Origin of the sequence: Halorubrum sp. JWXQ-INN 858, assembly GCF_009806985.1 — an archaeon.
Classification (GTDB): domain Archaea; phylum Halobacteriota; class Halobacteria; order Halobacteriales; family Haloferacaceae; genus Halorubrum.
In genome coordinates this window covers 58,064-78,269 of the sequence record NZ_WUAX01000005.1, presented here as the reverse complement: position 1 = coordinate 78,269, position 20,206 = coordinate 58,064, and the positions used below count along the sequence as shown (strand labels likewise).

Annotated in this window: 19 protein-coding genes; 7 read left to right on the top strand and 12 right to left on the bottom strand. The window is 70.4% G+C overall.

Going from position 1 to position 20,206, the window contains the following annotated elements; all coding sequences use genetic code 11:
• Positions 1-5: 5 nt before the first annotated feature.
• A complete protein-coding gene (gene mdh / locus GRS48_RS01720) occupies positions 6-920 on the bottom strand; it encodes a malate dehydrogenase (protein WP_159483211.1) in 915 nt (304 codons plus the stop codon).
• A gap of 153 nt (positions 921-1,073) precedes the next feature.
• Between mdh and GRS48_RS01715 the strand changes: the two genes are divergently transcribed.
• From GRS48_RS01715 to GRS48_RS01705, 3 genes are all read left to right on the top strand, one after another.
• A complete protein-coding gene (locus GRS48_RS01715; protein ID WP_321168235.1) occupies positions 1,074-1,667 on the top strand; it encodes a hypothetical protein in 594 nt (197 codons plus the stop codon).
• A 43-nt stretch (positions 1,668-1,710) separates the two neighbouring features.
• A complete protein-coding gene (locus GRS48_RS01710; RefSeq protein ID WP_321168234.1) occupies positions 1,711-3,081 on the top strand; it encodes an MFS transporter in 1,371 nt (456 codons plus the stop codon).
• Between the two features lie 176 nt (positions 3,082-3,257).
• Positions 3,258-5,183: a histidine kinase N-terminal 7TM domain-containing protein gene (locus GRS48_RS01705; RefSeq protein WP_159483210.1), complete on the top strand. Its 1,926-nt coding sequence runs from the start codon at positions 3,258-3,260 to the stop codon at positions 5,181-5,183.
• A 90-nt stretch (positions 5,184-5,273) separates the two neighbouring features.
• Here the strand turns inward: GRS48_RS01705 and GRS48_RS01700 are convergent, their stop codons facing one another.
• Entirely contained in the window at positions 5,274-6,017 is a 744-nt protein-coding gene (locus tag GRS48_RS01700; RefSeq protein WP_159483209.1) for a DNA polymerase sliding clamp, read from the bottom strand.
• A gap of 89 nt (positions 6,018-6,106) precedes the next feature.
• On the bottom strand, positions 6,107-7,480 hold the full coding sequence (locus tag GRS48_RS01695) for a phosphoglucomutase/phosphomannomutase family protein (RefSeq protein WP_159483208.1): 1,374 nt from the start codon (positions 7,478-7,480) through the stop codon (positions 6,107-6,109).
• A 204-nt stretch (positions 7,481-7,684) separates the two neighbouring features.
• On the opposite strand from GRS48_RS01695, the gene GRS48_RS01690 reads away from it, so the two are divergent.
• From GRS48_RS01690 to GRS48_RS01675, 4 genes are all read left to right on the top strand, one after another.
• Positions 7,685-8,218 carry an NADPH-dependent FMN reductase gene (locus GRS48_RS01690; protein ID WP_159483207.1) on the top strand — a complete coding sequence of 178 codons (534 nt, stop codon included), beginning with the start codon at positions 7,685-7,687 and terminating at the stop codon, positions 8,216-8,218.
• A gap of 55 nt (positions 8,219-8,273) precedes the next feature.
• Complete coding sequence (locus tag GRS48_RS01685) at positions 8,274-9,482, top strand: nitrate/nitrite transporter (RefSeq protein ID WP_159483206.1); 1,209 nt, start codon at positions 8,274-8,276, stop codon at positions 9,480-9,482.
• 314 nt (positions 9,483-9,796) lie between these two features.
• On the top strand, positions 9,797-10,063 hold the full coding sequence (locus GRS48_RS01680; RefSeq protein ID WP_159483205.1) for a hypothetical protein: 267 nt from the start codon (positions 9,797-9,799) through the stop codon (positions 10,061-10,063).
• Positions 10,053-10,259: a hypothetical protein gene (locus GRS48_RS01675; RefSeq protein WP_200840191.1), complete on the top strand. Its 207-nt coding sequence runs from the start codon at positions 10,053-10,055 to the stop codon at positions 10,257-10,259. The genes GRS48_RS01680 and GRS48_RS01675 overlap by 11 nt, the downstream gene beginning before the upstream one ends.
• Positions 10,260-10,360: 101 nt before the next feature.
• On the opposite strand, the gene argF is transcribed toward GRS48_RS01675, so the two are convergent.
• From argF to GRS48_RS01630, 9 genes are all read right to left on the bottom strand, one after another.
• A complete protein-coding gene (gene argF / locus GRS48_RS01670) occupies positions 10,361-11,260 on the bottom strand; it encodes an ornithine carbamoyltransferase (RefSeq protein WP_159483204.1) in 900 nt (299 codons plus the stop codon).
• Between the two features lie 253 nt (positions 11,261-11,513).
• Entirely contained in the window at positions 11,514-12,653 is a 1,140-nt protein-coding gene (locus GRS48_RS01665; RefSeq protein WP_159483203.1) for a [LysW]-lysine hydrolase, read from the bottom strand.
• Positions 12,653-13,789: an aspartate aminotransferase family protein gene (locus tag GRS48_RS01660; protein WP_159483202.1), complete on the bottom strand. Its 1,137-nt coding sequence runs from the start codon at positions 13,787-13,789 to the stop codon at positions 12,653-12,655. The genes GRS48_RS01665 and GRS48_RS01660 overlap by 1 nt, the downstream gene beginning before the upstream one ends.
• Positions 13,786-14,811 carry an acetylglutamate/acetylaminoadipate kinase gene (locus GRS48_RS01655; RefSeq protein WP_159483201.1) on the bottom strand — a complete coding sequence of 342 codons (1,026 nt, stop codon included), beginning with the start codon at positions 14,809-14,811 and terminating at the stop codon, positions 13,786-13,788. Before GRS48_RS01655 ends, GRS48_RS01660 begins: the two co-directional genes overlap by 4 nt.
• The gene (gene argC / locus GRS48_RS01650; RefSeq protein WP_159483200.1) at positions 14,808-15,893 is read right to left on the bottom strand and encodes an N-acetyl-gamma-glutamyl-phosphate reductase; all 1,086 of its coding nucleotides are present in this window, start codon (positions 15,891-15,893) and stop codon (positions 14,808-14,810) included. The genes GRS48_RS01655 and argC overlap by 4 nt, the downstream gene beginning before the upstream one ends.
• Positions 15,890-16,798 (bottom strand): lysine biosynthesis protein LysX, encoded by a 909-nt coding sequence (lysX, locus tag GRS48_RS01645; protein ID WP_159483199.1) that lies wholly within the window; start codon positions 16,796-16,798, stop codon positions 15,890-15,892. Before lysX ends, argC begins: the two co-directional genes overlap by 4 nt.
• 1 nt (position 16,799) lies before the next feature.
• Positions 16,800-16,970 (bottom strand): lysine biosynthesis protein LysW, encoded by a 171-nt coding sequence (gene lysW / locus GRS48_RS01640; protein ID WP_159483198.1) that lies wholly within the window; start codon positions 16,968-16,970, stop codon positions 16,800-16,802.
• A gap of 178 nt (positions 16,971-17,148) precedes the next feature.
• Positions 17,149-18,735 (bottom strand): argininosuccinate lyase, encoded by a 1,587-nt coding sequence (gene argH / locus GRS48_RS01635; protein ID WP_159483197.1) that lies wholly within the window; start codon positions 18,733-18,735, stop codon positions 17,149-17,151.
• A 4-nt stretch (positions 18,736-18,739) separates the two neighbouring features.
• A complete protein-coding gene (locus GRS48_RS01630; RefSeq protein ID WP_159483196.1) occupies positions 18,740-19,966 on the bottom strand; it encodes an argininosuccinate synthase in 1,227 nt (408 codons plus the stop codon).
• Positions 19,967-20,206: the final 240 nt, after the last annotated feature.

Below are 20,206 nucleotides of genomic sequence, written 5' to 3'. Positions count from 1 at the left end.
GTCGACTACGCGATCTCCTCGTACTGCTCGGAGAGCTTCTCGGCGGCCTCGCCGAGGAGCTCCGCCTCGTACTCGTCGAGGTCCCACTCGACGATCTCCTCGACGCCGTTCGCGCCCAGCTTGGCGGGGACGCCGAAGGCGGTGTCCTCGTGGCCGAACTCGCCGTCGAGCACGAGCGAGCAGGGGAGCACCTCGCCGGTGTCGTCGAGGATCGCCTCGACGGTGTGAGCGACCCCCGTCGCGGGCCCCCACTGGGTCGCGCCCTTGCGTTCGATGACGTCCATCGCGGACTCCTGGAGGTCGCCGAGGATCTCCTCGCGCTCGTCGGCGTCGAACGCCGGGTCGCTTCCGTTCACGCGGACCTTCGAGAAGACGGGAGCCTGCGCGTCGCCGTGCTCCCCGAGGATCGTCGCCTCCACGTTCTTCACGGGCGCGTCGAAGCGCTCGGAGAGGACGTAGCGGAACCGCGCGGAGTCGAGCCGCCCGCCGAACCCGATCACCTCGTTCCGGTCGCGGTCGCCCGCCTCGTACAGGTGTCGGTTGAGCAGGTCGACCGGGTTCGAGGTGGTGACGGTGACGAAGTCGTCGTTGTGCTCGGCGAGCTGCGAGCCGATGTCCTCCATGATGGGCGCGTTGTCGCCGGCCAGGTCGATCCGGGTCTGTCCGGGCTGGCGCGGGATCCCCGCCGTGATCACGACCACGTCGGAGCCGGCGGTGTCCTCGTACTCGCCCTGTCGGACCGTCGTGTTCGAGTCGTAGGCGACGCCGTGGTTGGTGTCGGCCGCCTGGCCGATAGTCGTCTCCCGCTGGTCGGGGATGTCGACGAAGACGAGCTCGTCGACCACGTCACGCAGTGCGAGGTTGTAGCCGGCCGCGGCACCGACGGTGCCCGCGGCTCCGACCACGCTAACTTTCGTCATGACACATGGAAGCGGGGTCGGACACCGAGTAAACGTTTCGGAACGGGCGATGACGTCCCCCGTCCGTCGGCAGCGACGCTCGTCGATCCCGGGCCATCCGCGACGCGGCGCGTCGCGAAAACCCTAACTCCGGTGGCCACCCAGTCGGGGGTAGTGCCGACGTTCCGCTACCCGTGTCCCGGCTGCCGGACGACCAACAGCCTCCACGACGTCGACTGCGACTTCGAGGGGGTGCCGTGGCCGACCATCGAGAAGGCGTACACGGACCTGATAGCCGTGCTGACGACGGAGCCCGACGGGCTGGACGAGCCGGCGCTCCGGGACGCGGTCCACGGCGAGTGGGGCGGCCTCCACAAGGCCGCGCTCGGAGCGCTCGAACGCGAGCAGCGCGTCGTCCGCGACGGCGACGCGCTCCGGCTGCTGACGGCCGCGGAGTTCAAGGAGCTCGTCTCCGAACCGACCCGCGAGCCGATGCGGACCGTCTACCTGCGCGGGTCGGTTCCGGGCTGTCACGACAACGCCGTCTTCGCGATGGTCGCTTGGTACGAGATGGTCGGGCTCTCCTGGCCCGAGACGAAGGAGAACGTCGTCGAGTGGCTCCGGGACTCCGGCGCGTGGGACCGCGGCGGGTTCGAGGAGTCCTCCCCCGAGGAGCTGGTCGAGAAGAAGCGACACGTGTACGACGAGGGGTACGGGTGGAAGGAGAAGGGACAGGCGGCAAAGCGCGTCATCGAGCGCCACGGTTGACCCTCCGAGACGCCTTTAAGCGTCGCGGGGACCAGAAGCCGACGTGACACATCCCGAGGCCGCGACGGGAGCGGCCGCCGCCGGCGACGTCGCCGCCGCTCCCGACGATCCGTCCGCTCCGGGTTCGTCGGCCGGCGTGTCGAACCCGCGCCGAGCGCTCGCCGTCGTCGTCGCCGTCGTGTTCATCGACCTGGTCGGCTTCGGGATCGTGATCCCGATCCTCCCCTTTTACGTCCGCTCGTTCGGCGTCAGCGACGCGTTCATCGGGCTGTTGGCCGCGTCGTACTCGCTGGCGCAGTTCGTCTCGGCCCCGTACCTCGGGCGGCTGTCGGACCGCTACGGCCGACGACCGGTCCTCCTCTCGTCGCTGGCGACGGCCGCCGTCGCGTGGGTCGTCTTCGGGTTCGCGAGCGAGGCCGACGCCGCCTTCGGCACCGCCGCCGCGATCGCGACGTTGTTCGCCTCGCGGGCGCTCGCAGGCGCGATGGGCGGGAACATCGCCGCCGCGCAGGCGTACGTCGCCGACATCACCCCGCCCGAACGGCGGGCGGGTGCGCTCGGGCTGATCGGGGCGTCGTTCGCGCTCGGGTTCGTGTTCGGCCCGGCGATCGGCGGGCTCCTCGCCGCCGAGCCGGTCGTCGCCCGCGCCGACGCGCTGTTCCCGGCGTTCGTCCCGGCGACGCCGTACTCGCTCCCGAGCTTCGCCGCCGCGGGGATGAGCCTGCTCGCGGTCGTCGCCGGCTTCCTCTTCCTGGAGGAGCCCCGGCGGAGCCGGCGGCCGGCCCCGCGGACGACGTTCGTGGGGACGTTTCGCGACGCGCTCGCCTCCGCGACGCTGCGCCCGTTGACGGTCGCGTACTTCGTCGTCGCGGTCGCGTTCGCCGGGGTGCAGGTGATGTTCATCCCGTACGTCGCCGACCGGTTCGGCTACGACGCGACCGCGGCCGCGTTCCTGCTGACGTACGTCGGCGTCCTCGGTGCGGTGAACCAGGGCGTCCTCGTCGGGCGGCTCTCCCGCGTCGTTCCCTCGCGGACCCTGGCGGCCGCCGGGGCGGGCGTGCTCGCATGTGCGCTCGCCGCGCTCCCGGCCACGGACCGGCTCGGAAGCGATCTCGTGATCGGCGGGCCGGCGTGGCTCTCCGGCCCGCTCGTCGCCCTGCTCGTCGTGCTCGCCGCGCTCTCGCTGGGGAACGCCCTCGTGAACGTCTCGTTGGCGACGCTCGTCTCCGCCTCGACCGACGCGGACGGACAGGGGGCCGCCTTCGGCGTGACGCAGGGCGCGTCGAGCCTCGGCCGGACCGTCGGGCCGCCCCTCATGGCCGTCCTGTACACGCTCGCGTACGCGTCGCCGTTCCTCATCGGAGCCGCCCTGCTCGTCCCGATCGCGTTCGCGTTCCGCCCGCGCCGGGCGTAGTCGGGACCCGACGCCGAATGAGCCGGCGGCGCGTGGATCCGGTGACCGCACCGATCCGGTGGCCGAACCGATCCGGTGACCGTACCGATCCGGTGATCGAACCGATCCGTCGACCGTACCGATCCGACGGCCCGAGCGCGACACCTTTAGGGGAGCTACCGCCGTGCAACCGACGTATGCTTCCGTTCCCCGTCCCGCCGTGGCCCGTCGTCGGGTCGGTCGCCGGCGGGGTGGGCGCGATCGGCCTCGCGTGGACGATCCGCCGCTATCGTGGCAAGCCCGGAGTCGACTGGTTCCTCGGCGTGTTCGCCGCGCAGGCGCTGTGGTGTCTCTCCTACGGGGCCGGGCTGCTCGTCACCGACCTCGCCGTCCGAACCGTCCTGGAGGCGGCGACGTGGCTCGGGATCGTCTGGACCGGCGTGTTCTTCCTCGGCTTCGCGGTGGAGTACACCGGCCGGGCGGACGTCATCCGCGGCCGCCTCTTCGCGGGCGTCGTCGCGTTCGGCCTCCTCTCGACCGCCCTGCTCGTCACGAACCCGGTCCACGGCGCGTTCTGGACCGGGCTGCGGATCGACCCCGTCTTCGGGGCCGCGACGGTCTCGTACGCCTTCGGCCCGTGGGCGTATCTCGTCGTCGCCGTCGCGAGCGTGCTCGTCGCCAGCGCGGTCTTCCTGCTCCTCGACACCCTCCTGAGCTACGGCCCCCTCTACCGGAGCGAGAGCGCGGCGGTCGCGTTGAGCTCGCTCCCGCCGGGGCTCGCGCTCGTCGCCTGGGTCCTCGAGATCGGCCCCGTGCCGCAGCTCCAGCTCGCGCCGGTCATGTTCGTCCCCCACGTCGTCCTCGACGCGTACGCCTTCGACCGCGCCGAGATGTTCGAACGTCATCCGACGACGAGCCGCGCGGCCGAACGGACCGCGATCGACGACCTCGCCGACCCCATCGTCGCGCTCTCGCCGGACCGGCGGGTGGTCCGGCTCAACCCCGCCGCGGAGGCGATGCTCGGCGTCGACGCCGCGAGCGCACGCGACCGACCGATCGACGCGTTCCTCGACGTGCCGATCGTCATCGGCGACGGCGGTGACGGCGGTGAGGCCGGCGGTGGCGACGGCGGTGAGGCCGATGGTGGTGACGGCGGCGAGGGCGACGGCAGCGACGACGGCGACGACAGCGGCGACGACCGCGACGGCGAGATCGCGATCGGCGTCGGCCCCGATCGCCGCACGTACGACGTGTCCGTCTCGCCGCTGACCGACCCGAGCGGGGGCCACGTCGGCTACACGGTCGTCCTCTCGGACGTCACGGACCGCGAGCGCCGCCGCCAGCAGCTGGAGGTGCTCAACCGGGTGTTGCGGCACAACCTCCGGAACGACGCCGGCGTCGTCCACGGCTACGGCGAGCTACTCGCCGAGCGGCTCGACGACCCGGACCTCCACCGCATGGCGGACGCGATCGAACGTCGCGCCGGCGCGCTCGCCGCGCTCGGGGAGAAGGCCGGGGTCGTCGAAACGCTGGTGTCCGACGTGGAACCGACGGTCGTCGGCGTCGTCGACGTCGTCGCCGTCGTGGACGACGTCGTCGAGGACGTCCGAGGCCGGCGGCCCGAAGCGACCGTGGTCTTCGAGTCGTCGGGCGACGGAACGAGGACCCGGCTCAGGGAGGACGCGCTCCGGGCGATCGTCGACAACACCGTCAGCAACGCCCTCGATCACCACGACGGAGACGGCGTCGAAGGCGTCGACGGCGGCCCGTGGGTCCGCGTGTCGATCCGCCACGAGACGGTTGGAGACGCCGGCGAAAGGGGCACAGATGCCGACGAAGGGGGCACAGATGCCGACGAAGGGGACACGGACGCCGACGAAGGGGACGGGGCTGCCGGCGATCGGCTCGTCCTCACGGTCGAGGACGACGGGCCGGGGATCCCCGAACACGAGGTGGCGGCCGTCGAATCGGGTCGCGAGACCGCGCTCGAACACGGCTCGGGGCTCGGGCTGTGGATCGTCGAGTGGGCCGCGGCCGCGGTCGGAGCGGACGTCGACTACGCCGCTCGCGAACCGCGGGGAACGTGCGTCACGGTACGGCTCCCGATCGTACACGAGGAGTGAGCCGAACGACTCGCGGAAAACGGGAGCGTCGGAAGGAACCGAGAGAGTTCGGGGGAAATCGGGAGCGCTCGAAGCGCTCGAGCGTCGGTTTCAGTCGCTCTGGATGCGGGGAGCGAGCATGAACGTGACGTGACCCAGCCCCTCGCCGAAGCCGTAGTGGAGCTTGACCGGGAACTCCTCGCCGAGCTCGACGGTGACCTCGGCGTCGCTCGGGATCGCCTTGTTCATGTCCTTGAGGTAGTCGAGGCTGAACAGCGAGTCGGCGGGGCCGGGGGTGAGCGCGATGAGGTCCTCGCGGGTGAGCTTCAAGTCGACGTCGTCGGTGTCGCCCTCCGCCTCGATGTAGAACGCTTCCTCGGCCTCGTCGACGCGCAGACGGATGTGGTCGGAGACCATGTCCGCGGCCTTCACGCCGCGGTCGAGCTGGGCCCCTTCGACGACGATCTCGGCGGCGAGATCGAGGTCCGGGATGTCCGGTTCCTGTCGGATCGAGTCGGGGTCGATGAGCGCGAGCGTGTACGAGAGCCCGTCGACCTCGATGTGGAGCTTGCGGGTCTCCTCGTCGAGCTCGAGGTGGACCAGGTCGTCGGCGTTGGCCATCCCGGCGATGTCCTCGAGGCGCGCGAGGTTGACGCCGATGACGCCCCCGTCGGCCTCGTAGGACTCGAAGGCGGCGGCCTCGAGCGTGAGGTCGACCATCCCGACGTTGGCGGGATCGACGGCCCGGATCGAGAGCTCCTCCTCGTTGAGGCGGATCTTACACTCGTCGACCAGCACGCTCACCGAGTCGAGCGCGTCCTGCAGCGTCGACGCGCCCACGATGGCCTTGAACATATACGTCGGGCTAGGGCGGTATCCCCTAAAAAGGCACCCGATCGCTACGCGTGTTCGCGCGCGCGATGTCGAGGGAGTCGTCGCCCGGCCTACACGAGCGGCTCGACGAGCTCGCGGCCCTCGGCCAGCAGGGCCGTGACGCGCTCGTCGGCGTCGGCCTCCGCGTACACCCGGAGCTTCGGCTCGGTGCCGGAGGGACGGACGAGCAGCCAGGAGCCGTTCTCCAAGAGGAGCTTGAAGCCGTCGAGGGTGACGACCTTCGCGACCGTGTGACCGCAGACGGCGTCGGGGATGTGGTCCTCCAGGTCGTCGAGCACGCCCCGTTTGCGGTGGTCGGGGCAGTCGATCGACACCTTCCCCGCCGCGATCGCGCCGTGCTCGTCGATGAGGCGGTCGACCCGCGCGTCGAACGGCTCGTCGGCGGCCGCCGCCGCCGCCAACAGCGCCATCAACACGCCGTCCTTCTCGCGGACGTGACCGCGGACGGAGAACCCGCCCGACTCCTCGCCGCCGAACAGCGCGTCGTGCTCCTTCATCGCCTCGGCGACCCACTTGAACCCGACCGGCGTCTCGAACGCCTCCTGCCCGTGCGCCTCCGCGATGCGGTCGACGAGGAACGTCGTCGAGACGGTCCGAACCGCCGGCCCGGCGTCCGTCTCCAGCAGACGGTCGTAGCAGGCCGCATAAAAGAGGTTGGCGTCGAGTACCCCCCGTTCCGGCGTGCAGACCGCGATCCGGTCGGCGTCGCCGTCGTTGGCGATCCCCAAGTCGGCGTCGCCGTCGGTCACGGCCGCGGCGAGCTCGTCGAGGTGCTCCGCGTTCGGCTCCGGCGGCTTCCCGCCGAACGTGGGATCGCGGTCACAGCGCAGCCGACGGACCTCCGCGCCCGCCGCCTCCAGCAGGGCGTCGGTGACCCCGCGGCCGCACCCGTGCATCGCGTCGTACGCGACCGTGAGCCCGTCGAGGTCGGCCCCGACGAGCTCGCGAGCCGCCTCCGCGTGCGGCGTCACGAAGTCGTGCCGACGGACCTCGCCGTGTTCCGCCTCGGGGAGGAGGTCCGGCTCCGCGAGTCGGGCGACGACGTCCTCGGTCACGTCGGGGAGGGCGGGGGCCCCGTCGCTCGGGATGAACTTCACGCCGTTGTACTCCGGCGGGTTGTGCGAGGCGGTCACCATGCACGCGCCCGCCAACCCGTTGTCGACGATGGCGTACGCGACGAGCGGGGTGGGGACGTCGCGCTCGGGCAGGAGCACGTCGAAGCCGTTACCCGAGAGCACGTCGGCGAGGCTCTCCGCGAAGCCCTCGGACGTCTCGCGAGCGTCGTACCCGACCGCGACGGGCTCGTCGTGGCCGGCGGCCCGGAGGTGGTCGGCGACCGCCTGGCCGACGATCCGGACGCGGTCGTCGGTGAACGTGTCGAGCGTCGCCCGCCAGCCGTCCGTGCCGAAGGAGATCTGGTCCATGCGGGACGTGTCGAGGTCCGGGACCATAATGGGCGGTGTCCTCGCCGGCGTCCGCGACGCACACGGGCTCGTGGGGTCGCCGTCGGGGACCACGGAGCCGCCGAGGGACACCCCGGGAACCTCCGAAGACCCGGCCTGATCCCCGATGAGGCACGTCCCGCCGGAACACGTCGTGTTTTTGCTCGCGGCGGCCCGAGCCGGTGTATGACCCGTATCGTCGCGATCTCCGGCAGCCGCCGGGACGGAAGCACGACGAAGACTGCCCTCCGCGCCGCGCTCACCGCCGCCGCCGAGGCCGGCGCGGAGACGGAACTGATCGACCTCGGCGCGGTCGATCTCCCGCTGTATCACCCCGACGAGGACGCCCAGGGCGACAGCGAGCGGCTGACCCGGACCGTCCGCGAGGCCGACGGCGTGATCGCCGGCTCGCCCGTCTACCGCGGCTCCTACTCCTCGACGTTCAAGAACTTCCACGACTTCTGCGGCTCCGACGAGTACGAATACACCGCGGTGGGGCTCCTGGCGACGGCCGGCGGCGGCTCCTACGGCGGCACCCTCGAACACCTCCGGTCGACGTTCCGAAACGTTCACGCGTGGGTCGTCCCCCACGAGGTCGGGATCCGGGGGGCTTCGGCCGCCTTCGACGACGACGGGCGGTTCCACGACGACGACCTCCGCCGGCGGACGGAGCGGCTCGGCCGCGTCGTCGTCGAGCACGCCGAGCGCCTGCGCGGATGAGTAGCCGCCGGACCGCGGCACCGTCGGGACCGACCCGTCGCGGGGACGAGCCCCGATGAACCCCCTCGTTCCGATCGGCCGGGAGGCGCGGGCGCTATGGGCCGACGGGAAGGGTCGGTCCCTCGTCGTCATCGCCGGCGTGTGGGGCCTGCTCTTGGGGACGCGGATGATCTACCCGGTCCTGTTGCCGTACTTCCGCGCGGAGTACGGCCTCAGCCTCGCCGTCGCGGGCGTGCTCGTGACCGTCCTCTGGCTGGGCTCGGCGATCGGACAGCTCCCGGGCGGGATCCTGGCGGACCGCTACAGCGAACGCTCGGTGATGACGATCGGGACGGTCGTCGTCGCGGGGGGCGTGCTGGCGGTCGTGCTCGCGCCGACGGCGGTGGCGTTGTTCGCCGCGACCGCCCTCGTCGGGTTAGGGCAGTCGCTGTACCCGATCGCCCGGATCACGGTCCTCACCGACATGTATCCCGACCGGGTGGGCAGCGCGCTCGGCGTGACGATGGCGACGGGCGATCTCGGACAGACCGTGCTCCCGCCGATCGCGGGCGCGGTCGCCGTGGCGGCCGCGTGGCAGGCGGGGCTCGGGTTCATGGTCCCGTTGCTCGCCGTCGCGGCGGTCGCGCTCTGGGTCGTGCTCCCCGAGCCGAACGGCTCGGGGACCGGGATGGAGGAGCTCTCGATGGACGTCGCCAGGGACCTCCTCGTCGAGCTCCGCGCGACGAACATGGCCTTCTTCGCGTTCATCCTCTTCCTCTACATCTTCATCTGGCAGGCGTTTACGGGGTTCTTCCCGACGTATCTGGTCGAGGAGAAGGGGCTCGCGTCGTCGACGGCCGCGCTGCTTTTCAGCCTCTTTTTCGCCGTCGGCGTCGTCGTCAAGCCGACCGCCGGCGCGGCGTACGACCGGATCGGCGCACGCGCCTCCCTCGTGGGGGTGCTGTCGGGACCGTTGGTCGGGCTCGTCCTGCTCCCGTTCGTCAACGGTCTGCCGGCGCTCGTCGTGGTGACCGCCCTCGTGAGCACGATGCTCGGGTCCGGTGCTATCACCCAGTCGTTCCTCTCGGAGGCGTTCTCCGACGACCTCCGCGGGACCGGGTTGGGCGTGGTCCGCACCGCGGTGGCGACGCTGGGCGCGTCCGGGCCCGTGCTGTTCGGGCTGGTCGCGGACCGCGGGTACTTCGACGAGGGTTATTTCGTGTTGGCAGGGATCATGCTCGTCGTCATCCTCCTCACGCTCCGCCTCCCCGAACCGGAGGGGTGAGACGGGGCGAGGGCCTCGTTGAAAGCCACACCTTCAGACGCAACAGAGTGTGAAACGGACGGTCGCTGAAGGGTGCAGACCGACAGGCGGAGCATTCGCTCGTGAGCAGAGACGTTGGCACGAGCGTACAGAATGCGCCGTGCGTATCTCGTGTTGGCGTGTCTCGCCTCCAGTTTCCCAAGGGTCGGTTGACGCCGAGATCAGCGCTAGCCACCGGTTTTTCGCCGCTGGTGGGGGCGTATTACAAGCTTCGAGGGGAATGCCCGACATCAAGCGGCGGAAAATCTATTGCCGTAGCTGCTCATAACTGATGTATGCCCGTTGGATCGCGCCTCTCCGTACGTCTCGCTGATTTCGGTTCACGCTCGCTCGTCACACATGCTCTCATGGGAATCGGCTTCGTCGGGGCAGTCGTCTCTGGACTGTTCGTCGAGGGAGACATCGGAGTCATCTCTATGGTCGCATTCATAAATTTCACGGCAGGGTTGTGGATCAGCCAGTCGATCCATTCGCTCGGTAACGCTGCGACCGACGACGAATATAACGGCGTGTTAATGGAGGTTCTCAACCGTGTCAGCTGAACCGGGTATCGACTTCTTCCGGTTCGGTCGCACGTTAGTGCTTATCAGCGTCGTAACTGCAGTTTTTCTGATACTCACCGCCGACCGGCTTGGAGGTGAACTCTTCCGAGTCGGTATGTTTGCGATCGGCACAGTCGCCGTCGTTACTGCTATCACTGGGTTTTTCATTGCCGTTGGAAGTGCCGTCGATGCTTGATTTCTCCGCGGGATCTCGCACGTCGTTCTTGACGAGAATCGAACGGAGCCGGAACGAGTCGAACGGAGCCGGAGCGAGTCGAACGGAGCCGGCATCGCCGACTACGCGTCGTCCAGCAGCTCGACGAGCAGCGCGTTCTGTGCGTGCATCCGGTTCTCCGCCTGCTCCCAGACGAGCGCGCGGTCCGACTCCATCACGCCGTCCGTGATCTCCTCGTTCCGGTGAGCCGGCAGGCAGTGCATCACGTCGGCGTCGGTGTCGGCGAGCAGCGACTCGTTCACCTGGAACCCGTCGAAGGCGGCCAGCTTCTCCTCGCGGAGGTCCTCCTGGCCCATCGAGATCCAGACGTCGGTGTAGACGACGTCGGCGTCGCCGATGACCGCCTTCGGATCCGTCGTCGGCTCGACGTCCGCGCCGAAGGCGGCCGCGCGCTCGAACACCGCCGGGTCCATCCCGTAGTCGGCGGGCGTCGCGACCGAGACGTCGATCCCGGCCATCGCCGCCCCGACGACGAACGACTGGCCGACGTTGTTGCCGTCACCGACCCACGCGACGCGGGCGTCCTCGCCGACCGCCTCGCGGATCGTGAGGAGGTCCGCGAGGGTCTGACACGGGTGCGCCTCGTCGGTGAGCCCGTTGATCACGGGGCAGTCGGCGTACTCGGCGAGGGTCTCGACGTCCGCGTGGTCGAACAGCCGCGCCATCACGACGTCGACGTAGCGGCCGAGCACGCGGGCGGTGTCCTTCAGCGGCTCGCCGTGGCCGAGCTGGATGTCGTCGGGACCGAGGAACATCGCGTGGCCGCCGAGGCGGGTCATCCCCGTCTCGAAGGAGACGCGCGTCCGCGTCGAGGGTTTCTCGAAGATCATGCCGAGCGTGGCGTCGTCGAGCCGTGACTCGTCCGTACCGGCCTTTATCGCGGCGGCGCGGTCGAGCAGCTGATCGAGCTCTGCGGGCGTCACGTCGTCGATGTCGAGGAAGTCGTCGGTGTCGAGGGTCATGTGGTGTCGGGTGTGTGGGTCGTGTGTCCGTCGTCGGCCGGTTGGTCAGTCGTCGGTCCGTTGGTCAGTCGTCGGTCCGTTGGTCAGTCGTCGGTCCGTTGGTCCGTCGTCGGTCGGTTGATCGGGGTGCCGCCAGATCGGGAGTCGTGATCGGATCGTGAGTCTCGTGAATCGCGGTCGGATCGTGAGTCGTTTGCCAGGTTCGTGGCCGGTCAAAAGGGAGGCGAGGGCGTCACGGCGCGCGCCGTGACGCCTACCGTCGGTCCCGACAGACGTCACTCAACACCGCCGTCGCGCGGTCGAGGTCCGACAGCGCGAGCCGCTCGTCGGGCGCGTGGTCCAGGTCGGAGTCGCCGGGGCCGTACGTGACCATCGGGCAATCCCACTCGGCCGCAAAGAGGTTCATGTCGCTCGTGCCGGTCTTCCGGATGAGCCGAACGTCGCCGCCCGCGCCGCGGATCGCGACGCGGAACGCGCGTGCGAGGTCGGTCCGGGGACTCTCCATCACGGGCGGGATCGGCTCCTTCCAGTGGACCGACCCCGTGGTCAGCTCGGCCTCAGCCAGCTCGTGGACCTCGTCGATCGTCCGCGACGGCGGCACCCGGAGCTGGACGTCCATCGTCGCCTCGACGGCGAGCCCGTCGTCGGTGAGCCCGCCGTCCATCGAGACCGGCTTGGTCGTCACCTGCTCGAAGACGGCCGTCTCGGGGTCAGCCGGCGTGAACGCCTCCTCGACGCCGTGCCACCAGCCGATCGCGTGTTGGATCGCGTTGGGCTCGGGGCGGGAGGAGTGGCCGGACTCGCTGGTGTTCACGTACGTCCCCGCGAGGAACCCGCGGTAACCGAGCGTGACGCCGTCCCAGCCGGACGGTTCGCCGTTGACGATCGCGTCGGGCGCGTCGCGTTCGGCGACGAGGTGACGTGCCCCGGCGGAGTCCGTCTCCTCGCGGACGACGCCCGCGAAGGAGACGCCGGTCGCGACGGCCGCGACCGCCATCGCGACCAACGGGCCGGTGGCGTCGACGACGCCGCGCCCCCACAGCACGGGCTCGCCGGGCTCCGCCACGGGGTCGTCGGCGGCTGCCGGCGTCACCTCGACCGGGATGTCCCCCGGGACCGTGTCGATGTGTGAGGTGAGCAGGACCGCGTCGTCGGCCGGCGCGCGGACGTTGCCGACCTCGTCGATCCACGCCTCGCGACCGTTCGCCTCGAAGAAGTCGAGCAGGCGCTCCGCGGCCGCCGCCTCCTCGCCGGAGGGCGACGGGATGGAGACGAGATCGTACAGCAGCTTGCGGCCCGGCGTGTCGCAGGCGTCGGGGTAGCCGCCGCCCGCGACGACGTTGGAGCCGGCCGCCGTCCCGTCCGTCTCGCTCCCCCCGTCGCCGTCCGCCATCAGCCGAGCACCTCGACGAACGCGTCGACGAACGCGTCGGCGTGCGACTCGTCGATCGTCAGCGGCGGCAGCAGCCGAACGACCGTACGGCCGGCCGGCAGCGCCAACACGTTCTCCTGGATCGCGAGGTCGCGCAGCACGCGGTTCGCGCCGCGTTTGACCTCGATGCCGATCATCAATCCCTCGCCGCGCACCTCGCGGACGGGGAGGTCGTGCTCGTCGGCCGCGTCCGAAAGCGCGGCGACGAGCGAGTCGCCGACCGCGCGGGCGTGTGCCGGGACGTCCTCGTCGACCAGCGTGTCGAGCGTGGCGTTCGCGGCCGCACAGACGACGGGGCCGCCGGAGAACGTCGACCCGTGGTTTCCGGGATCGTCCGCGATCCAGTCCGCACACAGGGTCGCACCCATCGGCAGTCCGTTGGCGATCCCCTTCGCCGTCGTGAGGACGTCGGGGACGACGCCCGCGCGCTCGCAGGCCCACAGCGTCCCCGTCCGACCCATTCCGGTCTGGATCTCGTCGAAGGCGAGCGCCGCGCCGGCCTCCGCGGTGACCTCGCGGGCCGCTTCCAGGTAGTCGACCGTCGCGGGGTGGATCCCGCCCTCGCCCTGGACGGGTTCGAGGAAGACGGCCGCGGTGTCCTCGTCGACCGCCTCGTCGAGCGCCGCGACGTCGCCGTAGTCGACGAACTCGACGCCGCCGGCAAGCGGCTCGAACGGGGCCTTGTACTGCTTTTTCCACGTCATCGCGAGCGCGCCCATCGTCCGACCGTGGAAGGCGCGTTTGGTGGCGACGATCTTCTCGGAGCCCGTCGCCGAGCGCGCGAACTTCATCGCGGCCTCGTTGGCCTCCGTCCCGGAGTTACAGAGCCAGACGTTGTCGAGCCCCTCGGGCGCGACCGTCGCCAGCTTCTCGTACGTCTCCGTCCGGACGTCGACCGGGTACGACGCCTGCACGTACGTCAGCTCCGCCGCCTGCGCCCGGACCGCCTCGGTGACGGCCGGGTGCGAGTGGCCGAGCGGGGTGCAGGCGTAGCTCGCGCCGAAGTCGAGGTACTCGGTGCCGTCCGCACCGTAGAGGTACGGGCCCTCGCCCGACTCGATCGTGATCGGCTTCTCCGAGAAGACGAAGCCGCTCATGTGTCACCTCCCGCCGCACCGGTAGCGTCGTCGGTTCCGGTGTCGGTGTCGTTGGTCCCGGCGTTGTCGGTGTCGTCCGTGTCGGTTCCGGTGTCAGTGTCGTCGGTCCCCTCATCGCCGTCGCCGTCCGCGAGCGCCGACGCCGTGATCGTCGTTCCCGACCCGCCGAGCGCCGCGACGATCGGGTCGCGGACGTTGGCGTCGGCGATCACGACGCGCGCGGAGCCGCCGGAGAGCGCCTCCCGCGCCGCCATCACCTTCTTGCCCATGAAGCCCTCGGCGGCGTCCTCGACCGCCTCGAGCCCCGCGGGGGTCGACGCCGACTCGATCAGCGTCCCCGGGTCCTCCGGGTCCGCGTACACGCCGGCGACGTCCGTCAGCAGGACGAGGTCGGCGTCGAGCGCGCCCGCGACCGCCGCGGCCGCACGGTCGGCGTCCGTGTTGACCGGGGTCACGTCACCGTCCGACTCGATCCCCGCCATCGGCGGGGAGGCGACGGGCGTGTAGCCGTCCGCGAGCAGCGAACCGAGCAGGTCCGCGTTGACCGACTCGATCCGCCCGGAGTGCTCGCCGCGTTTGATCTTCTTCTTGCCGCCCTCGATCACGCGGACCGCCGACTTGCGGGGCCCCGAGAGGAGCCCGCCGTCGACGCCGCTGAGCCCGACGGCGTCGACGCCGTTCGATCGGAACAGCGCCGTCAGCTCCGTGTTGAGCGTTCCGGCCATCGCCATCGTGAACGCCTCCATCGCGTCGGCGTCGGTGAACCGACCGGTGACGCCCGACGCGCTCTCGACGTACGTCGGCTCCATGCCGAGCCGCTCGATCGTCTCGTCGACGACCGTCGAGCCGCCGTGGACGACGACGACCGCGCGCCCGTTGGCGACGAGGTGTGCCACGTCGCCGACCGCGCCGGCCGGGTCGACCGCCTTCGCGCCGCCGATCTTCACGACGACCGGCGGCTCGTCGCCGCCGTCGGCAACGGCGACGGAACCGTCTCCGGCCGCCTCGGATCCGTCCGTCATGGCGACCCCACGGGGTGGAGCCCACCGAACCCGAGCCCGGCGGTCTCGGGCAGCCCGAGCGCGACGTTCGTCGCGTGGACCGCCTGCCCGGCCGAGCCCTTCATCATGTTGTCGATCGCCGAGAAGACGACGACCCGTTTGTTCCCGGGGTCGAGCTCGAAGCCGACCTCGCCGTGGTTGGTGCCGGCGACCGCCTTCGGCTCGGGGTAGCGGTAGACGCCGCCACCGCCGGAGACGAGCCGCATGAACGGTTCGTCCTCGTACGCGCCGCGGTACGCGCCCCAGAGGTCGCCCTTCGAGACGGGGCCGTCCGGGAACACGTGACAGGTCGCGGACGCGCCGCGGACCATGTCGACCGCGTGAACGGTAAAGGAGACGGAGAGCCCGAGGTACGCCTCGATCTCCGCCTCGTGGCGGTGGCCCGTCGGCGCGTACGGGCGGACGACGCCGGAACGCTCCGGGTGCGAGGAGGCCGCGCCGCCGCTCGCGCCGCCCTCCGAGGAGCCGACCTTCACGTCGACGACGACCTCGCCCGTCTCGGGCCCGAGGACCCCCTCGTCGACGAGCGGCTTCAGGCCGAGGATCGTCGCGGTGGCGTTACAGCCGCCGCCGGCGATCAGCTCCGCCCCCGGCAGGTTCTCGCGGTTGAGTTCGGGGAGCGCGTACTCCGCTTTTTCGAGGTACTCCGGCGAGACGTGCCCGTCGTACCACTCGTCGTAGGCGGCCGCCTCCGGCAGCCGGAAGTCGGCCGAGAGGTCGACGACCGTGTCGGCGACCTCGAAGTAGTCGTCGACCTGTCCCATCGAGACGCCGTGGGGCGTCGCCGAGAAGAGCACGTCGACGGACTCGAGGTCGTCGGGGTCCGAGAAGCGCAGGTCGAGCCCGCGCAGGTTCGGGTGCGCGTGCCCCACCGTCTTGTTCGTCGCCGAGCGCGAGGTCGCCTGTGTGACCTCGACGTTCGGGTGGCCCGCGAGCAGGCGGAGCAGCTCCCCGCCCGTGAAGCCGGTGCCGCCGACGACGCTGGCGGTGTACGTCTCACCGCCGCTCGCGTCGGGCGTGTCCGCGTTCGTGCCCACGCTCATACGAGCAGCTCCTCCCCGTCAGTCGCCGCCGAGTCGCCGTTTCCCGACTCGGCCTCCGCCTTCGTCTCCAGCCAGTCGACGACCGCGGCGGGGACGTCGACGTCGCTCGCCTCGTTCAGCGCCTTGAACTCGACGGTGTGGTTCACCTCGTGGACCGTGTAGTTCGGCCCGTCGCCGCCGACCTCCATCAGGTCGATGCCGAGCAGGCCGCCGCCGACCGCCGCCGACGCCCGCTCGACGAGGTCCAGCGCCTCGTCGTCGAGGTCGAAACTCGCCGTCTCGCCGCCCTTCGCGGCGTTCGTGAGCCAGTGATCCGACGTGCGCGTCATCGCGGCGACGGGCTCGCCGTCGACGGCGACGACGCGGATGTCGCGGCCGGGCTTCTCGACGAACTCCTGGACGTAGAACACCTTGTGCTCGTAGTGGCCCAGGGTCGCTTTGTGCTCCAGGATCGCCTCGGCGGCGTTCCGGGAGTCGATCTTCGCCATCAGGCGGCCCCACGAGCCGACGACCGGCTTGAGCACGCACGGGTAGCCGAACTCCTCGATGATCTCCATCGCGGTCTCGGTCGTGAACGCGACCTTCGTGTTCGGCGTCGGGACGCCCGCCTCCGCGAGCGCGAGGGAGTTCTTCGCCTTGTCCGCGCAGACGTCCGCGGTCTCCGGCGAGTTGACCACCGGGACGCCGTAGCTGTCGAGGAACTCGGTCGCGTACAGCGACCGGCTCGTCGCGAGACAGCGGTCGACGACGACGTCGAGGTCCTCGACGTTCGCGGTGGTCGAATCGAGCCCGAACTGCACCTTCCGGACGTCGATCTTCTCGACCTCGTGGCCGCGGTCGCGAAGCTCCGAGAGGAGGAGCTTCTCGTCCTTGCGGATCCGGGAGTAGAGGATACCGACCTTCATCTCACTCCCCCCAGTCCTCTTCGAGCTCCGGGGCTCGATCGAGGACCGGCGGGGAGACGTCGATGACCTCAAGCTCCGCACCACAGGTCGCACAGTCGATGATCTCTCCGGCCTCTAAGTCGTCGTGGAGGGAGACGTCGGCCCCACACTCCACGCATTCGGCTTGGCTCATTGTCGTATCTCCGGATACGACGTTATCCCGTATAAACCTACCGGACTTATCTGTTAAAATATACGTTCGGAGAGCAAGCTAACGGCACCAATAGTGGATTTCTACGCCGCTTCGTGTTTTCAATGAAATTGTTCAGACATATTCGATAACCACCGAAGGCCGCGGCGACGGGCGGAGGTCACGCATAGCTGGCCACCTCCGCCTCGAGCGACTCCGCGGCCGCCGCGAGCGACGACCGGCGCGCGTCGCGCGTCGCCGAGTCCTCTTCGAGGGCGTCCGCGGCCGCCGCGAGCGCGTCGCGAACCGCGTCGGGGGCGGGACCGCCGGCCGAGTCGCGGCTCGCGACGCTCTCGGCCGGATCGAGCGCACGCTCGACCTCGTCGCGGCCCACGTACGCGAACAGGGACTCGCCCAACACGCTCCGTGCCGCCTCGTCGACGGTCTCGGCGGCCGTCGCCGGCGAGTCGCCGTCGTCGATCGCGGGAGCCGCCTCGGCGACGACCTCGTGAGCCGTCCGGAACGGGAGCCCCGCGGCCGCGAGCAGGTCGGCGACGCCCGTCGCCGTCGAGAACCCCTCGCCCGCGGCGTCCGCGAGCGTCCCCTCGTTCCAGTCGGCGGTCGCGACGGCGCCCGCGGCGACCCGCGTCGCCTCGGCCACGTCGCCCGCGACCTCGAACACGCCCGCGTGAGCGCGCTGGAGGTCGCGGTTGTACGCCCGCGGCAACCCCTTTAAAAGACTCAGCGTCCCCGTCGCTTCACCAATGGCGTCGCCGGCGACGCCGCGGGTCAGCTCCAGCGTGTCGGGGTTCTTCTTCTGGGGCATGATCGACGAGGTGGACGAGTAGTCGTCCGACAGGTCGATAAAGCCCTTATTGGAGAACAGGATCAGGTCCTCCGCGAGCCCCGACAGCGTCGTCGACAGCGTCGCGAGCGCGGTCGCGGCCTCCGTGAGGAAGTCGCGCGACGAGGAGGCGTCCATCGAGTTGCGGACCGTCCCGTCGAAGCCGAGCAGCTCCGCGGTCCGGTCGCGGTCCACGTCGAACGGCGTCCCCGCGAACGCGGCCGCTCCGAGCGGCGAGCGGTTGACCCGCCCGTAGGCGTCGAGCAGCCGCGCCGTGTCGCGGGCGACGGTCCCCTCGTACGACAGCAGGTAGTGCGCGACCGTCGTCGGCTGGGCCGGCTGGAGGTGGGTGTACCCCGGCATGGTCGTCTCGACGTGTTCGCTCGCCACCTCGAGCAGCGCCTCGCGCAGCGTGAGCGTGGCCGCGATCGCTTCCAGCACGTCCTCGCGCAGCCGATAGCGGATGCAGGTCGCCACCTCGTCGTTCCGCGAGCGGGCGGTGTGCATGCGCCCGCCGTCCGGACCGACGCGCTCGATGACGGCCGTCTCGATCGCCTCGTGGACGTCCTCACCGCCCGAGAGCGCGCCGTGGCCGGCGGCCGCCACGTCGTCGAGCGCGGCGAGGATCTCTCCCGCCGTCGCGTCGTCGACGATCCCCTGCTCGGCGAGCATCACCACGTGTGCGCGGTCGACCGCGAGGTCGGCCTCGAAGATCGCCGCGTCGGCGTCGAGGCTCGACAGGAACTCGCGGGCGGGGCCGCCGCTGAAGCGGCCGCGACGGACCGCCGTGCCCGCCTCCGCGGAGCTTCCCGGATCCGCGGAGCCTCCCGAATCCGCGGATCCCTCCGCGTCCGGAGAGCCATCCGCGTCCGCGCCGGTCGCGTGGGTCGCGTCGTCGGTCGCCGTGCTGGGGTCGTCGGTCATGGCGTCAGTTCTCGTCGACGTCGCCGCTGCCGTCCGTGGCGAGCTCGGGCTTGGAGACGCCTTTTTTCACGTTGTTGGCGAGACGCTCCTGGAGGCCGTGGTACTTCGCGACGCCCGTGGCGTCCTCCTGGGCGATGCCGGCGACGTCCTCGGTGTTGAACGACGCCATCTCCTCGGAGTACACCGCGTACTCGGAGTCGCGGGCGACGACGCGGCAGTTGCCGCCGGACACCTTCACCGTCGCGGTGCCGGTGACGACATCCTGCGTCTCGTCGACGAACGCGTTCAGCGCGTCGACGACGGGCGCGAACGTGAGCCCCTGGTACGCCTTCTCGGACCACTCCTGTTCGATCCCCTTCTTGAACGAGCGCTCGTTCTTCGTGAGCACGAGGTCCTCCAGCGCGCCGTGAGCGGTGAGCAGCACCGTCGCGGCCGGGTGCTCGTAGTTCTCGCGAACCTTCAGCCCGAGCATGCGGTCCTCCATCACGTCGGTGCGGCCGACGCCGAACTTCCCGGCGTACTCGTTGAGGTGCTGGATGAGCGGGACGGGGTCCATCTCCTCGCCGTCGACGGCGACGGGGACGCCGCCCTCGAAGGCGACCTCGATCGTCGTCTCGCCCTCGGGGTGGGCGGTCCACTCGTAGATGTCCTCCGGCGGCTCGTAGTCGGGGTTCTCGAGCTTGCCGCCCTCGACCGCGCGCGACCAGATGTTCGTGTCGATCGACCAGACGCCGGAGTTGCCCGCCTCGACCGGGAGCTCCTTTTCGGCCGCGTACTCGATCTCCCACTCGCGGGTGAGCCCGAGCTCGCGGACGGGCGCGATCACTTCGAGGTCCGAGCCGCGCCAGACCGCCTCGAACCGGAGCTGGTCGTTCCCCTTGCCCGTACAGCCGTGGGCGATCGCCTCACAGCCCTGCTCCTCGGCGACGCCGAGGATCGCCTCGGCGATGACCGGGCGCGCGAGCGCGGTGCCGAGCGGGTAGCCCTGATACGTCGCGTTCGCCTTCACCGCGTCGAAACAGAGGTCCGCGAACTCCTCTTTCGCGTCGACGACGTAGTGTTCCAAGCCGAGCGCCTCGGCCGTCTCGTACGCCTCGTCGAACTCCTCGCCGGGCTGGCCGACGTCGACGGTGACGCCGATGACCTCGTCGTAGCCGTACTCCTCCTTCAGGAGTGGTACACAGACCGTGGTGTCGAGTCCGCCACTGAACGCGAGTGCTGCCTTTGCCATTACTGGAGTACACTGGGGTAACACCCTTAAATTCAACGGTTTAGTTTTTGTAAGAAATAGAGGGAGCGGACGCTGACGGACGACGGAGTCGTGACTCTACGGGGCAAAGCGGCGCGAACGCGACGAGTGAAGTGGTGTTAGTGGCCTCGGGGGGCCGGTCGTCGCGCCGCGCCGGAAACCGGTCGCGGTCGGACGACTCGTCGCGGTCGCGGGACTCGTCGCTCTCGGAAAAGGGCGGAC